The following is a 16,270-nucleotide window of genomic DNA, read 5'->3' on the forward strand; positions in this document are numbered from 1 at the left end:
GCCAGCAGTTTTTTGTGTTTTTTAAGGTAATTCTTTCAGTAGTGAAACTATGAGAGAGTGCTCTCATTTTTCAGATTTTGTTCAGTCACTTTATAGTAATGTCGGAGAAGGTCGGGGATAAAAAATGAAGGGGAGGGACGTAAATACAACTGAATATAGAAAAAGGTAGGAGTGATAAAAATGGAAACATACAAAGAACGAAAAAGTTGGTGGCAAAAAGCACTTCCGACAGCGCTTTCCGTTATGCTTGTCGCTAGCAGCCTTTCAGTAGCAGTACCGACTAGTGAAGTAAAGGCGGCTGACAATGTACTTGCACCAGGAGGGGTAAGTAATGGCTTAATCTCTTGGATAGATGTGGAGCGTAGTGCAGAGCTTGAAGGAAATGACGTGACTGCGGTAACAGATTTAGCTGATAATGAACCTTGGGTAAGAGAAGCGCTCACTTCTTATAATGAAAATGGTATGAATTTTAATGGTGGACTTCAAACAAACAAAGTAATGTATACTCGTTCTGCAAGTGAATTTAATGTAAATGATTCAGCGCGTGAAGTATTTTCTGTACAAGCAAGTGAAAATTATACAGGATTTCCTTGGGAGCTCGGTGGAAAAGGATCGACAGCTAGATATGGTACAGGAAATAGCATAGCAACATATTTTGGTAGAGAAGATAGTTTAACTATTAATGTTGATAATTACGACTTGAAAAACGGGGCAATGTTAAACATATGGAGTGCGCAGGATGATTGGACACTTTCACTAAATGGAAGTAAATTGCATGAAGAAAAAGATAATACACCGAGTTTTACTACTAGTACTTCTGGAAGTCGATACTATATTGGTGCAGGTCATTCCAGCCGTTTTAATGGCATGATTGCCGAAGTAATTCTCTTTAATCGTCAATTAGAAGTCGATGAACGAATGAGAGTTAACAGCTATCTGGCTTTAAAATATGGTCTTACATTAAAGGACGATAATGATAGTTTAATAGATTATCTTGCTAGCGATAGCTCACCAATGTGGGAGGCTACTAGTAACATTGGTTACGGCAACCGAATCACAGGCATTGGACGTGACGATAATGGAGCATTGAATCAAAAGCAATCGAAAGCTCAAATTGACGACGCGAATGTCACAATTGCATTAGGTAGCGAGATTAAGGAAACAAATGCTAAAAATCAAAATACGATAGCAAATGACAAATCTTTCTTCATATTCAGTGATAATGGTGCTGAAGCTAATTTTGTTACTTCGTTAAAGAAAGATGAAGAAAAGCTAAAGCATATTGCGCGTATTTACAAAGTTCAAAAGACGAATTGGCATGATACAACTATCACTTTGGCAGTAGATAAAGTACAGGATGCAACAAAGTATCCGTTATATTTAGTTGTAAGTTCAGACAATCAGTTTGATGAAAATGATTTATTCTATCCATTAATAGATGGGGAAATTACACTAAACAGTAGCCTACTTACTGATGGAACATTCTTTACGATTGCTGCACCAGTACCTGAAGTTGAAAGTGCGCACCTTGAGCAAGTAACAGCTGAAGGCAACCAAATTATTTTAACATTTGATCAAGAGGTTCAACTAACGGATGGTGAAGAAGGCTTTACAGTAGAAATCGACGGTCAACAAATTACATTAGACGCTAATGCAATTGAGGTTGACCCAGACGATGCAACAAAAGTCATTATCACATTGCCTAATGGTACAGACGTGACCGATAAAGAAATCATTGTTGATTATGATGACAGTCAAGGAAATATACAAGGAACAAATGGTGTAGCTGTTGAAAACTTCAAAAAAACAATTGACAATAAACAGCTAGCTTTAAATGTGGAAAAACCAGCTGGCAACACAGTTACAACAGCGAAACCGGAATTTTCAGGAACAGCAACCCCTGGTGCAAAGGTGACTGTGAAAATTTCTGATGAGATTACGTTAGAAGTAACAGCGGGGAGCGACGGAAAATGGAGCGTTACACCAGATACAGACCTTCCTGACGGTGATTACAATGTAGAAATTATAGCTGAGAAAGATGGTAAAACATCTACACCAGTGACAAAAACATTGAAGATAGATACTATCACACCAGTTTCCTATGAAGATGCACTAACTATTACACAACCTGCTGAAATAATAAATAATTCAAAGCCAACAATCAGCGGTACAGTGCAGACATCAATAACGACACCATCAACAGTTACAATTGAATTAAAGGATGCGGGTGGTCGTATAATCGCAACGGCCGATTCAGCCTCAGTCATTGTGAATTCGGACGGTACTTGGGAATTTACACCACCGACAGATTTGCCAGACGGTACGTACACAATTATTGCGGCAGCAACAGACGGTACAAATACGGCAATAAAAGAGCATACATTTACAATTATTACGGTAGACAAAACGGCATTACAAAACAAAGTAGATGAAAGCACTCGTTTAAATGCTAGTGAGTACACACCAAATACTTGGACAAACTATCAAGCGGCCTTATTGCAAGCGCAAAATGTGTTAGACAATCCACATGCAACACAGGATGAAGTTAATCTAGCATTAGCAGAGTTGGCAGCAGCACAAAATGCACTTGTCCCTGTGACAACAGTGGGGCAAGGGTTAAATAGTTTAACACCTTCAACAGGAGGTATATTAAGCCCGAGCTTCCAAACAGATGTCACAGATTATATGATGAATGTAGGAAATTCAACGACTGTTATTGGTTTTGACGCAATACCAGTACAAGCGGGTGCTACAGTGACGACAACGGTGAATGGTCAGCCAGGTACATTAGGGCAAATTCCATTACAAGTTGGGGCGAATACAATTGTTATTACAGTGACCGATGCCAATGGCTTCGTGAAGCGCTATACAATCATTGTATATCGTGCTGCTTATACGGGTGGTGGAGGTACATCAACGCCAACACCAACACCAAGCCTAGAAGCACCAGTAGAAACAAAAACAATTATTCATGTTGATTTAGAAGTGGATGGTGAAAATCCACTGGAAAAAACAACAGTGGAAATTGAGCGCACGACACATCCAGATGGACGGATTACAGATTTTGTGAATTTAACGCCAGAACAAGCTTTAGAAGCGGTAGAGAAAGCGAAACAAATTGGCAATACAATTGCACGTATCGTAATTCCGGATGTACAGGATGTAGTTGCCCAAACGACAGTTGAAGTACCAAAAGATGCATTGCGTATTTTACGTGACAATGGCTTAGACCTAGAAATTTCTACAGATAATGCACATATTGCAATACCAAACAGCTCTATGGAAGGGGTAGAGGACAACTTCTACTTCCGTTTAGTGCCTGTGAAAAAGGAAGATGAGCGTCAAGCAATTGAAGCCCGTGCTCGTGCGGAGCGTGTTGTACGTGAAGCTTTACAAAGCAACAACGTACATGTAGTTGCTCGTCCGATGACGATTGAAACAAATCTACCTTCCCGCCCAGTGATTGTAACATTGCCGTTACGTGGTATCACATTACCAACAGCAGATGCAGAGCGCCAGGCGTATCTAAATAGCTTAGCTGTATTTATCGAACATACGGATGGCGAAAAGAAAGTAGTTCAGCCAGAAGTCGTGACGATGCATGACGGCAACATTGGATTACGCTTTACAGTAGAGAAATTCAGTACATTTACAATTATTCAAGTAAGTGAAGAAGGAACGCATACTGCCTATATTCGTGGCTTTGAGGACGGTACATTCCGCCCAGAGGAAAATATTACACGTGCACAAGTGGCGCGTATGATTGCTCGTATTTTAGGCTATGAAGAAGATACAGTGATAAATGTAGCACCATTCAAAGACATCCCAAGCACGCATTTTGCGGCAAGTGAAATTGCCTTTGTTAAAGCAGCAGGAATTATGGATGGTGATGAAAAAGGGAACTTTAATGCATCGAACAATATTACACGTGCACAAATGGCGAAAGTCGTGGCAAATTTCAAAAAGCTACATGTAGAAGAGAACATTCCATTAACATTTAGCGATACAAAAAATCATTGGGCACAGTGGATTATTGAGGCAAATCGCGATGCGGGTATTATTAGCGGTTATCCAGATGGACGCTTTGCACCAAATGAAGCCATTACACGTGTACAAGCAGTGCGTATGATGAATCGCATGTTAGAGCGAGGACCGTTATACGGTGTACAAAATGCAAGTTTCTCTGATGTACCAGAAACACATCGTGCATTTATGGATATTGAGGAAGCAGCACGTAAGCATTCTTATATTGTAGATGAAAATAAGCATGAGCTATTTGTTAAATAATATAAATCCCGACAAGAGTTAGACGAGGCATAGTTGGTTATAAAAGTTAGGGCTGTCTGAAAAGGAATATCTTTTCGGACAGCCCCTTCTTGGTAGCTACTTATATTGTTAACTAATTAACTTGTCTAGTTTTTGTCAAGAAAATATGTGTAGTATACATAATAAAAGGGTTTGTTTATGATGATAATAATTACGTTATGCATAGGTTGCGCAGTCTTGAGCTGGCTAATATACAAGCAGAAGCAAAAAGCATTACGACGTGAAAAGAAGAAGGTGATGATACAGCGTCTGGATATTTTATTAAAATCCAATCCGCCCAAAACATCATCTGAAAATCCAAAGAAAGATACTGCTTTATAGGAAACAACCGCTATACTGAAAGGGAGTAAATATACGGAGAAGGAAGGCATGATGATGAAAAAATATATTTTAATTGCGGTAAGTATTATCATGCTATTTGTGCTTGTCTTTTTTATTGGCAATCAACAATATTTTTGGGATGACAAAAAAATAACTGTAGAAAACGGTGCTGCTTCAATAACGACTGAGCAATTAAAAAGGACGACAAAGCTTGAGGGGGAATGGTCTTTTTATCCGAATGAACTGATTGCACCGAATGAATCGCTAGAAAACTATGCAAATAACCGCATAACTGTTAGGGTACCAAGCGATTTAAGTAGTTATATGGAGCCAAATAAAGAGGGATTAGCTGTTGGGACGTACTATGTAAAAGTAGAAGTACCGGCTGATGGTCAGTATGGCTTATATATTAATACGATTCGTCAAGCTAATCGTATATTTATTAATGGTGTGGATGTAGGCGGCAAAGGGTTGCCTGCACGTAATTTACAAGAATATAAAGCTGAAAGTGGAGATAAATACATTGTTTTTGCACAGAGTGAGAAAAAAGAGTTACATATTTTAATACAGGTTAGCGTTTATAACTACCCACAAGCCGGTATATTATATCCAGTGGAATTTGGCACTGCTGACAAGGTGCAAACATTTTATTGGAAAAAATTAATATTAAGTGCATTTGTTAGTTTAGGCTATATTGTGCTAGGAATAATTTATAGCATTGCCTATTTACTACATCGCAGACGGAAAGAGGAGCTGTTTTTCGGTCTATTTGCGATTTTATGTGGAATATATATGTCCTTTATTAATGACAAAATATTTTTCTTACTTACATCCATTGATTCTTTAGCTCTTGAAATGAAATTACAGCTAGGAATTATCCCGTTAGCCCTTATATGCTTGACATTATTTATTCATAATATGTACCCACAAATGACGAAAAAACCAATCCTTTATTTATTGCTTCTTTTGCTGTGCATTGCTTTTGTAAAATACGGTATTTATGATCCGTTTTACAAAGGGAGAGCTACGACAGGGGCGGAGTTGAATTCTAGAAAGCTTCAATACATTGCTCTTTTAGCTCCTACCTTTATATATAATGCTATTATTTTAATACGTGTACTTATCCAACGATTAGAGGAGGCTAAATATGTATTAATTGTTGTGATGGCTGTAGGGTGTTACAGTTTTTTATTGGCTCTCAATTTTATCACGGATTTTCCGTTTGATTATAGTGAATTTGTGCTATTCATTGTAGTGCTAATTAGTTTTTCTTTATTGTTAAATTATCGAGCAAATGCCGCATTAATAAAAGTTGAAAATTTAACGAAGGAGCTCGTTTTACATAATCAAATGAAGGATGAATTTTTACTAAAAACGTCCCATGAGTTACGGACGCCGTTAAATGGCATATTGAACTTATCAAAGTCTTTAATGGAGGGCTTGGAGGGTCCATTAAAGCGGGAGCAACAGGAGCAAGCGATTTTAATTCATAATGTGACGAATCGTTTAGGGCATTTAGTAGATGATTTATTGTTCTCATCACATCATATGACAGGGGAAATAAAAATTACACCGACCGTAGTGTCTGTCAAAGTAATAAATGAGGTGGTAGAAGAAATCAAAAGTGTCATGCCGAACAATTCACATGTGCAAATGCTAGCGGCAATTGATGCGACACTACCCTCTATGTGGACAGATGAGCTACGCTTTAAGCAAGTATTATATAATTTACTACACAATGCTATCCAGCATACAAAAGAAGGAGAAATTGCAGTTACTGCCTTTCTTCAGGGGCAGCAACTAGCTATTCGAGTGAGTGATACAGGTGCTGGGATTGCAGAACAAAATATTGAGCATATATTTAATGCGTTTTATCAAGCGCCAAATGAATCAAAGGCAGAGGGATTAGGCTTAGGCTTAAGTATTGCGAAAAATATTGTGGAGAAATTAAATGGTGAAATTTATGTGGAAAGCAAGGTAGGGCAAGGAACCACATTTACTTTTACAATGCCTTTTGCAAAAGGGGGGCAGCATTCTTTAATGGTTACAACGGCATTAACAACAAGACATGCAGCTTTACCACAATTACAATTACCACTAATCCATAAAGGGAACGATAAAACCATTCTGATTGTTGATGATGACCACACAAATATTAAAGTACTGTTTGATGCATGTGTAGCAAAAGGTTATTCTGCTATTGCAGTAGATAACGGCTTTGATGCATTGCACTATATTGAGAAAAACAAAGTAGGGTGCGTGCTGACAGATTTATTAATGAAGGATATGTCCGGCTATGAACTTTGCAAGCAAGTACGCAAGCGATACGATATGCTAGAATTGCCGATTATCGTACTAACGGCAATTATGAAGCAAACCGACTTGTTAATGACATTGCAAGTTGGCGCAAACGATTATTTACAAAAGCCAATCGTAATGGATGAATTATTTGTTCGCATTGAGTCACTATTGGCAATACGCCAATCTTCTATTGATGCAATAGAAACGGAAATGAATTATTTATATGCACAAGTAACACCGCATTTTGTTTACAATACACTGAATACGATTATCGGTTTAAGCTATACAAATATAGAGAATACGAGAGAAGCGCTCTACTGCTTAGCGACCTACTTCCGCGCAAAATTAAATGTCCACTATCGCAATAGCAAAGTGCCATTAGAAGAGGAAATTGAGCTAGTAAAAGCTTATTTATATATTGAAAAAATGCGCTTTGGCGAGCGGCTTACTGTACATTATGATATTGATGAATCGATTCATTTAATGATTCCTGCTCTATCGCTTCAGCCTTTAATAGAAAATGCAGTTGTCCACGGTATTTCAAAGAAAAAAGAAGGCGGTATTATTGAGCTGAGTGTAAAGCGTGAGGGTCAATTTGTCCGCATTAAAGTATCGGATAATGGAGCGGGAATGTCGGAGAAAAAGCTTCAGCAATTATTAAGTGGGAAAGGCTCGCGTATTGGTTTTACAAACCCATGGAAAAAATTCGATTTGATAAAAAATGTAAGTTTGAATTTGCACAGTAAGGAAGGGCATGGAACAACGATTATTATTTTATTACCGAAGGAGGAAGGGCTATGAATATTGCTATAATCGATGATGAGCAGATGGCGATTGATGTATTGCAAATTATGCTGAAAAATATTCATTCACTCCCAATTTCAATAAAAGGTGCCTTTACAAATGTTAGCGATGCTATCAAACTTTTCGAACGGGAGCCAATAGATGTTGTTTTACTTGATATGGAGATGGTTGATATGCATGGTTTGCAAGTAGCAAAACAGCTACTTGCAAAGCAGCCGTCAATTTCAATTATTTTTGTGACGGCACATATGCAATTTGCTGTAGATGCCTTTGAAATAGAGGCAACCGATTATTTATTAAAGCCTGTACATGAAAAAAGATTGCTCAAAGCTTTAACGAAAGCAAAGGAGAAAAGAGAATTACAGCAAAAGGTAAAAATTATAGATGAGCAGCCTGTATTTTATGTACAAACCTTCGATAGTTTTCAATTATTAGACCAAAACAACCAGACGATAAAATGGCGCACGAAAAAAGTAAAGGAATTGTTTATCTATTTATGGTTGAACCAGCAAAAGCCTAACTTAAATGTCTTGATTATCGAAATTTTATGGCCTAATAGCGAATATGACAAAGGCTCCGCCAATTTATATACGACAGTCTACCAACTGCGAAAACTATTTAAAGACAAGGGAGTTGAAAACCCAATAGAACTTGTCAACAACCATTATCAATTAAATCTTCAAGTAAAGAGTGATTATGAGAATTTACAAAGTATATTAAATAAAGAGAATCATAATGAACTAGAGATACAGCGAATATTAAATATTTATCAAAGTGATTTTTTAGAAAATGAAGATTATGATTGGGCAATAAAGATTAAAAATGATATGAAGCAGCAGGTTTTACATGCCTTAGAGTGTTATGTGGAGAATACGGTTTCAGAAAACACATTGTTAAAGCTGAGTTGCCTACAAAAAATGTTGCTTTTAGATGAATATAATGAACGATTTATGTTTAAAATTTTACAATTTTTAGTGCAGAACAATCGGAAAATGGAATGCATGAAATTTTATCATGAAATAAAAGCGAAACTAGAAGTGGATTTGAAGGTTTCTGTACCAGAAGAAATTGAAAAATTATATGAAGGCTATATGAAAAAACAGCAGCTTTGAGCTTTATAGAAAAGCTCATATAAAATAGCCATAAATACGTGCGGTAGTAGGATATCCGAAAAGTTTGACACCGCATTGAAATAAAGATTTTGATTGCTCCACTTTTATTGAAGGAGAATACTGCTAAAGCCAATGTTCATCACATTTTTAAACTCTATTCAGGTGAGTTCACTTTTGTCAAATATCATCGCCACTGTCCAAAATGCCGGCTATGCACGGCTTTTTGGACAGTTTCTTTTTGACGAAAAAAAGCGGAATTTGTTGAATTTTGTTCAGTATTTGTCTAGTTGGACTTTTTATACTGAGAGAAAAAGGCTGGAGGAATGAAAAATGTTGAAAAGCTTATTGCAGGAAAGGGTTGCTCATTTTCAAAACAATGTAAAGGAGCTTGTTAATAATCAAGATGTATTTGGTATTCAAGCAACTTCATTAACTGTGTTAGATAGGGACGTCGTTGTAGGTTATATCGTAGATAAAAAAATTTATTTGAAAGCTGTATGTCCCGGAACAACAACAATTAAATTGGCAGAGGGTGATAAGAAAGCGTTTATAAAGCTTACTGTGCAAAACACGGGAACTATAATAACGGAAATTACACCTTATCTAAAAAATAAACAAGTTGTACCTGTCTTTTTTAGGACTATATTAGGTGAAACAGCAGTTGCGGTTGATTTGAAGGGGGCGCTAGCAAATTACTTAATTACCGAAGGGAAAATAAATGAAGGCAGTTTAATTGAAGAAGTTCACTATGAATCAATGCATCCAAATGTTATCGGCCATTCTATTGATGGAAAGTTCATTTTAGGCTGTCATATTAACGGCTTGCCTTTAACAAATAGACAAGAATATGCGCTAGCTAATCGCATTGTGACATTAAAGTTTTCTAAAATAAATTATCGTTCTAACGGTTTAAAGGCAGTGTTAGATGAAGATATAACGATTACTTTTAGCATAACAAGTCAAATTTTATCTTGATTTTCCATCTTGAATCATTGCTAACAAGGCATTCGCTAAATACTACGGATAAAGGTTTCTTTCTTTGCTCTTTTGATAAAACATGAGACAATATAAAGAGCTTTGAAAGGAGAGAAAACAATGAATCCATTTACATTTTATAACCCTGTAACGCTTCATTTTGGAAACGATGCAATGGAAAAATTGCCACAGGAGCTAGCGAAACATGGTGACAAGGTTCTCGTTGTCTACGGTGGTGGTAGCATTAAGAGCAACGGTGTTTACGATGATGTGCTAACAATATTGAAGCAAGCTAATAAGGAAGTATTTGAATTAGCAGGTGTGGAGCCAAATCCACGCGTTGAAACAGCGCGCCGCGGTGCAGAAATTTGTAAAACAGAAGGTATTGACCTCGTATTAGCAGTAGGAGGTGGCTCGGTTATTGATTGTTCGAAATTAATCGTTGCGGCTGCGAAATACGATGGCGATGCATGGGATTTGGTTATCAAAAAGGCGGTTGCGGAGCAAGCATTGCCATTAGGTGTTGTGCTAACTTTAGCTGCGACAGGCTCTGAAATGAATTCGGGCTCTGTTATTACGAATATTGAAACAGAAGAGAAATTCGGCTGGGGCAGTCCAACAGTATTCCCGAAATTTTCAATTTTAAATCCTAAGTATACTGTAACTGTGCCAAAAAACCATACAATATACGGAATTGTTGATATGATGTCGCATATATTCGAGCAATATTTCCACAATGCTACAAACACACCTGTAACGGATGGTATGTGTGAAGGGGTATTGCGTGCCATTATGGAGGCAGCGCCAAAATTAGTGGAGGATTTGGATAATATTGCACTACGCGAAACGATTTTATTAGCTGGAACAATCGGCTTAAACAATTTCTTATCAATGGGTTCACGCGGAGATTGGGCTACACATAATATCGAGCATGCCGTATCAGCGGTGTACGATATACCGCACGCAGGTGGGCTCGCTATTCTTCAACCGCACTGGATGCGCCATGCAGTGACGGAAAATCCGGAGCGCTTTGCAAGGCTAGCAGTTCGCGTCTTTGATGTTGAGGCAAATGGAAAATCAGCTGAGGAGATTGCCCACGAAGGAATCAATCGCTTAGCTGCTTTTTGGACTTCTATAGGAGCACCAAATAAATTAGCAGACTACAATATTGATAGCACTCATTTTGATAAAATAATTGAGCACACAATGTTTAATGGTCCATTTGGCAACTTTAAAAAGCTTGAAGCGCAAGATGTGCGTATAATTTTAGAAAATGCATTATAAAAAACAGACTAGCAAGTACAGTGCTTGCTAGTCTGTTTTTAACATCTATTAGGAAGTAGGCTTTTCATCGATGTGCTGCCAGCTAACTTGCCCGTCATCCTCGTCAAATAAAATGACGACTTCCGTAACACTTTTTTGACTTAAAATAAGATGTGTTAAATAATCTCGGACGTCATCTAAATAAGCAAGGGAGAGTTTCGGGTCTGCCTCTGCTTCAAGCTCTACATGTAAAAACTCTCCTTCCTTAATAACTTCTAGACGAACAATGTCTTTTACATTTGGCTCTGCCATTACTAAATGGGCTATATGATTAAGCATTTCTTGGTCTGTTTCTCCAATCACACCTCTCGCATTGTCTAAAAATACACGACCAACTACGTAGAACATCATAAAGCCTATTATCATCGAAACAAGTCCCTCAAGTCGATAAAAACCTGTAAAGTAAGCAATTAAAATAGCGCTAAATGCAAGAACATTCCCGCTAGTAGCTACTAAATCCTCCATCCACACAAGCTTTGTAGCAGGTTTGGCACGCTTTAAATATTTTACTGATTTTGGAATTGAGGCGAATCCACCATCTTCGGCACCGATTTCATGCAGCACTTCCTTCGCTGCTTTATGCAATACTATCAGCTCCATTACACCACCTATTGCTAATACGCCAAGTGCAATGAACATGCCATTTGATTCTGTGGCTGGAGATAAAAAGTGATGCCAGCCTTCTTTTACTGTTTCGTAAGATAAAATACCAACGATTAAGACCGCTCCTAGACAAACTAAATTAATAAGACGACCAAACCCATTAGGAAATTGTGCTGTAGGTGATTTTTTCGCTAGAGCAGATCCAATGAAAACGAAAAATTGATTTGCCGCATCACCTAAGGAGTGCATCATTTCAGCAAACATTGCAACATTTCCTGTAAAGAAAAAAGCAATTCCTTTAATAATGCCTAAAAATGCATTGACAATTGCGGCTAGCAAGGAAGGTTTATTACCACTTTTAAGTAGTGTGAAAATTTCTCGCATAAGCGTCTCCTTTTAATTATTTAAGATAGTAACTCAATTTCGATTTTTTCTATATAATGTTGCGTATGCAAATCTTTGTAGAGCGTTATTGTATTTTGCTGGACTGTAGTAAAGCGTATGGCAACCTCATGTTCAGTTGTATCATTTGCTACTAACTTGTCACTTATACGAACATTTTCAATATACATTTCATGTTGTTGCATATAGGTGAGGAGCATCGAAATATCATCGTAGTTTTTCAATTGTACTTTCAATGAAAATTCATGCGCCCGTAAACGTTTAGGTCCGATCTTAGTTAGAAATGGTGCGAGTAGCTCAATGCCGAGAACAACTATTAGCACTGTCATAAAGGCTTCGGCATAAAAACCTGCCCCGACAGCAATCCCAATTCCCGCTGCTCCCCAAATCATAGCGGCAGTTGTTAGCCCTGTAATGCTATCATTCCCTTTTCGTAAAATGACTCCGGCTCCTAAAAAACCAATTCCACTAACAACCTGCGCCGCTAGCCGTAGCGGATCCATCGTAATATTAATATCGTCACGAGCAGGTGTCGTATAAGCAGTTTCAATAGAAATAATCGTTAACAAACAGCTAAATGTCGCAATAACTAAACTTGTTTTTAATCCAACCGGTTTCTTTTTTAGTTCCCTTTCAATCCCTATAATTAAACTTAATCCAGCAGCAATAGCTAGTTTAATTAGAGTTTCCATTGAAAAGGCTTCGGTGAGAATGGATAACAATCGTTGTCCTCCTTCTAAACAAAATCATCTATTGATAATGCGTTATATTACTGTAAAATGGATGGATGTACAAGAAAAATTTTAGCGAGGATTACCATCTATGAATAAACCAATTATTAATCCTTATATTCCAATTGTTATTGGCGTTATATCGGTATCATTATCAGCGATTCTAGTAAAATTAGCGAGCGCGGATGCAGGCGTCATAGCCTTTTATCGTATGTTGTTTTCAGTTATACTTATGCTCCCAATCTTTTTATGGAAGTATACAGCTGAAATAAAATTATTAACGAAAAAGGATTGGCTATTTTCTTGCATCGCAGGTATTTTTTTAGCGTTTCATTTTATTTTATGGTTTGAATCATTAAATTACACATCTGTAGCAAGCTCAACAGTTCTTGTGACAATGCAACCTTTATTTGCTTTTGTAGGGACGTATTTTTTCTTTGGAGAAAAAATCTCATTGAAAACGATTGTTGCTGCAGCAATCGCTATTACGGGTAGCATTTTAATTAGTTGGGGTGACTTTCAAATTAGCGGTACAGCCTTGTATGGAGATGTCTTGGCATTAATTGCTTGTGCGCTAGTAACTGGCTACTTATTATTTGGCCAAGATGTTCGAAAAAGAATTTCACTTGTTACATATACAATGGTTGTTTATATGAGTAGCACAGTCTGTCTGTTCTTTTATGTCCTATTTAAGGGAGAATCGTTCGGTCCGTATCCGGGAATGGAGTGGATGTGGTTTTTATTGCTAGCCATTATTCCTAATTTACTTGGACATACCTTATTTAATTGGTCATTAAAGTTTGTCAGCACAAATGTATTATCGATTGCTATTTTATTTGAGCCAATCGGTGCGGCTATATTGGCGTATTATATTTTTAAAGAATATTTAATTGCGACTCAAATTATTGGTGGCATTGTTGTCCTATTAGGAATACTGCTGTTTGTAATGGATTTTAAAAAAATTAAAAGTTTTTTTAGAAAAACTATTGATTTATAATTTTGTATAGTATATATTATTACTTGTCCTTAACGACAGAATGAAATGAAAACAACACAATAAAGTTTTTGTTGACAGCCAGTTAAGGATGAGTTATAGTATAAAAGTCGCTACCAAAAAGCGATGCGATGATAGTAAAATGAACCTTGAAAACTGAACAAGCAAGACGTGAATGAATAAAGTTTCATTGAATAGATGAAACACAATTTTGGACATCGAATGAAGATGCCAGCAAATGTTTTAATGTATCGAAAGCGAAGCGACAGATACAAATTTGAGCTTACTCAAATTCTTTTTATGGAGAGTTTGATCCTGGCTCAGGACGAACGCTGGCGGCGTGCCTAATACATGCAAGTCGAGCGGGCGTTATTTTGGTGCTTGCACCGAAGTAACGCTAGCGGCGGACGGGTGAGTAACACGTGGGCAACCTGCCCTGTAGATGGGGATAACTCCGGGAAACCGGGGCTAATACCGAATAATACTTTGAAACCCATGTTTTAAAGTTGAAAGATGGTTCTGCTATCGCTACAGGATGGGCCCGCGGCGCATTAGCTAGTTGGTGAGGTAATGGCTCACCAAGGCAACGATGCGTAGCCGACCTGAGAGGGTGATCGGCCACACTGGGACTGAGACACGGCCCAGACTCCTACGGGAGGCAGCAGTAGGGAATCTTCCACAATGGGCGAAAGCCTGATGGAGCAACGCCGCGTGAGTGAAGAAGGTTTTCGGATCGTAAAACTCTGTTGTAAGGGAAGAACAAGTGCCGTAGTAACTGGCGGCACCTTGACGGTACCTTATTAGAAAGCCACGGCTAACTACGTGCCAGCAGCCGCGGTAATACGTAGGTGGCAAGCGTTGTCCGGAATTATTGGGCGTAAAGCGCGCGCAGGCGGTTTTTTAAGTCTGATGTGAAAGCCCCCGGCTCAACCGGGGAAGGTCATTGGAAACTGGGGAACTTGAGTGCAGAAGAGGAAAGTGGAATTCCAAGTGTAGCGGTGAAATGCGTAGAGATTTGGAGGAACACCAGTGGCGAAGGCGACTTTCTGGTCTGTAACTGACGCTGAGGCGCGAAAGCGTGGGGAGCAAACAGGATTAGATACCCTGGTAGTCCACGCCGTAAACGATGAGTGCTAAGTGTTAGGGGGTTTCCGCCCCTTAGTGCTGCAGCTAACGCATTAAGCACTCCGCCTGGGGAGTACGGTCGCAAGACTGAAACTCAAAGGAATTGACGGGGGCCCGCACAAGCGGTGGAGCATGTGGTTTAATTCGAAGCAACGCGAAGAACCTTACCAGGTCTTGACATCCCGTTGCCCACTATGGAGACATGGTTTTCCCTTCGGGGACAACGGTGACAGGTGGTGCATGGTTGTCGTCAGCTCGTGTCGTGAGATGTTGGGTTAAGTCCCGCAACGAGCGCAACCCTTGATCTTAGTTGCCATCATTCAGTTGGGCACTCTAAGGTGACTGCCGGTGACAAACCGGAGGAAGGTGGGGATGACGTCAAATCATCATGCCCCTTATGACCTGGGCTACACACGTGCTACAATGGACGGTACAACCGGTTGCCAACCCGCGAGGGGGAGCTAATCCGATAAAACCGTTCTCAGTTCGGATTGTAGGCTGCAACTCGCCTACATGAAGCCGGAATCGCTAGTAATCGCGGATCAGCATGCCGCGGTGAATACGTTCCCGGGCCTTGTACACACCGCCCGTCACACCACGAGAGTTTGTAACACCCGAAGTCGGTGAGGTAACCTTTTGGAGCCAGCCGCCGAAGGTGGGATAGATGATTGGGGTGAAGTCGTAACAAGGTAGCCGTATCGGAAGGTGCGGCTGGATCACCTCCTTTCTAAGGATATTTTCGGAATATCTCCTACGGAGATAACATTCACGGATTGCTGTTCAGTTTTGAAGGTTCATCAATGGATGAATACTTCTTATTGTGCTCCTGCGGTTACTCTTCGCAAATACGCGAGGGAAGCAAATACAGGTAGCCTATTTGTTCTTTGAAAACTGGATAAAACGACATTGAAAGTAACAAGTTTTAAATAGATCAAGTAATTGATCGTGTAAGTTCTTAAATCTTATTTCTTTTATGAGATAAGTTGTAACTAACATGAGGGTTTCAAGACACGAGTAGGACAAGGAAGCGATTGAGCGATAGAAGGAGCGTACTTAAGTACGTGACTGACAGAGTGAATGAAGCTGACGCAGTCATACGATGTGTATTGAAAGCTGAAAATGAAGGTTTCGAGATACGAGCAAGCCAAGGAAGCAGCTTGAGCGAATGAAGGAGCGTACCTCTGTACGTGACTGAATGAGTGAAAGTAGCTGACGCAGGATGGCGATGTATATCGAAAGCTGAAGGTTAAGTT

8 protein-coding genes and 2 rRNA genes (1 of these 10 only partly in view) are annotated in these 16,270 nt (G+C 38.9%); 8 read left to right on the forward strand and 2 right to left on the reverse strand.

The window, feature by feature from the left end:
* The first annotated feature begins 180 nt into the window (after positions 1-180).
* From MHH70_RS17475 to MHH70_RS17495, 5 genes are all read left to right on the forward strand, one after another.
* Positions 181-4,287, forward strand: a complete 4,107-nt coding sequence (locus MHH70_RS17475; protein ID WP_342472111.1) for an S-layer homology domain-containing protein — start codon at positions 181-183, stop codon at positions 4,285-4,287.
* 408 nt (positions 4,288-4,695) lie between these two features.
* Positions 4,696-7,749, forward strand: coding sequence for an ATP-binding protein (locus MHH70_RS17480; RefSeq protein ID WP_342472112.1), 3,054 nt, complete (start codon positions 4,696-4,698; stop codon positions 7,747-7,749).
* Positions 7,746-8,864, forward strand: a complete 1,119-nt coding sequence (locus MHH70_RS17485; RefSeq protein WP_342472113.1) for a response regulator — start codon at positions 7,746-7,748, stop codon at positions 8,862-8,864. The genes MHH70_RS17480 and MHH70_RS17485 overlap by 4 nt, the downstream gene beginning before the upstream one ends.
* A 330-nt stretch (positions 8,865-9,194) precedes the next feature.
* Positions 9,195-9,839: a hypothetical protein gene (locus tag MHH70_RS17490; RefSeq protein ID WP_342472114.1), complete on the forward strand. Its 645-nt coding sequence runs from the start codon at positions 9,195-9,197 to the stop codon at positions 9,837-9,839.
* Between the two features lie 120 nt (positions 9,840-9,959).
* Positions 9,960-11,123 carry an iron-containing alcohol dehydrogenase gene (locus tag MHH70_RS17495; RefSeq protein ID WP_342472115.1) on the forward strand — a complete coding sequence of 388 codons (1,164 nt, stop codon included), beginning with the start codon at positions 9,960-9,962 and terminating at the stop codon, positions 11,121-11,123.
* A 48-nt stretch (positions 11,124-11,171) separates the two neighbouring features.
* Here the strand turns inward: MHH70_RS17495 and MHH70_RS17500 are convergent, their stop codons facing one another.
* Together MHH70_RS17500 and MHH70_RS17505 are read right to left on the reverse strand one after the other, a co-directional pair.
* A complete protein-coding gene (locus tag MHH70_RS17500) occupies positions 11,172-12,149 on the reverse strand; it encodes a cation diffusion facilitator family transporter (RefSeq protein WP_342472116.1) in 978 nt (325 codons plus the stop codon).
* Between the two features lie 20 nt (positions 12,150-12,169).
* Positions 12,170-12,859: an MgtC/SapB family protein gene (locus tag MHH70_RS17505; RefSeq protein WP_066167412.1), complete on the reverse strand. Its 690-nt coding sequence runs from the start codon at positions 12,857-12,859 to the stop codon at positions 12,170-12,172.
* Positions 12,860-12,989: 130 nt separating this feature from the next.
* Here MHH70_RS17505 and MHH70_RS17510 point away from each other — a divergent pair, with 130 nt between their 5' ends.
* From MHH70_RS17510 to MHH70_RS17520, 3 genes are all read left to right on the forward strand, one after another.
* Positions 12,990-13,895, forward strand: coding sequence for a DMT family transporter (locus MHH70_RS17510; RefSeq protein WP_066166394.1), 906 nt, complete (start codon positions 12,990-12,992; stop codon positions 13,893-13,895).
* A gap of 294 nt (positions 13,896-14,189) precedes the next feature.
* Positions 14,190-15,744: ribosomal RNA gene (locus MHH70_RS17515) — 16S ribosomal RNA — on the forward strand.
* A 517-nt stretch (positions 15,745-16,261) separates the two neighbouring features.
* A 23S ribosomal RNA gene (locus MHH70_RS17520) occupies positions 16,262-16,270 on the forward strand; it runs 2,919 nt beyond the window's last position.
* Together the 16S and 23S rRNA genes form the textbook arrangement of a ribosomal RNA operon.

This window comes from Metasolibacillus sp. FSL H7-0170, assembly GCF_038593115.1.
GTDB classification, from domain to species: Bacteria; Bacillota; Bacilli; order Bacillales_A; family Planococcaceae; genus Metasolibacillus; species Metasolibacillus fluoroglycofenilyticus.

What these genes read in the sequence shown, in the direction of transcription:
- MHH70_RS17475 (WP_342472111.1), top strand. Translation starts at nt 181, where the DNA reads ATGGAAACATACAAAGAACGAAAAAGTTGGTGGCAAAAAGCACTTCCG.
- MHH70_RS17480 (WP_342472112.1), top strand. Translation starts at nt 4,696, where the DNA reads ATGATGATGAAAAAATATATTTTAATTGCGGTAAGTATTATCATGCTA.
- MHH70_RS17485 (WP_342472113.1), top strand. Translation starts at nt 7,746, where the DNA reads ATGAATATTGCTATAATCGATGATGAGCAGATGGCGATTGATGTATTG.
- MHH70_RS17490 (WP_342472114.1), top strand. Translation starts at nt 9,195, where the DNA reads ATGTTGAAAAGCTTATTGCAGGAAAGGGTTGCTCATTTTCAAAACAAT.
- MHH70_RS17495 (WP_342472115.1), top strand. Translation starts at nt 9,960, where the DNA reads ATGAATCCATTTACATTTTATAACCCTGTAACGCTTCATTTTGGAAAC.
- MHH70_RS17500 (WP_342472116.1), bottom strand. Translation starts at nt 12,149, where the DNA reads ATGCGAGAAATTTTCACACTACTTAAAAGTGGTAATAAACCTTCCTTG.
- MHH70_RS17505 (WP_066167412.1), bottom strand. Translation starts at nt 12,859, where the DNA reads ATGGAAACTCTAATTAAACTAGCTATTGCTGCTGGATTAAGTTTAATT.
- MHH70_RS17510 (WP_066166394.1), top strand. Translation starts at nt 12,990, where the DNA reads ATGAATAAACCAATTATTAATCCTTATATTCCAATTGTTATTGGCGTT.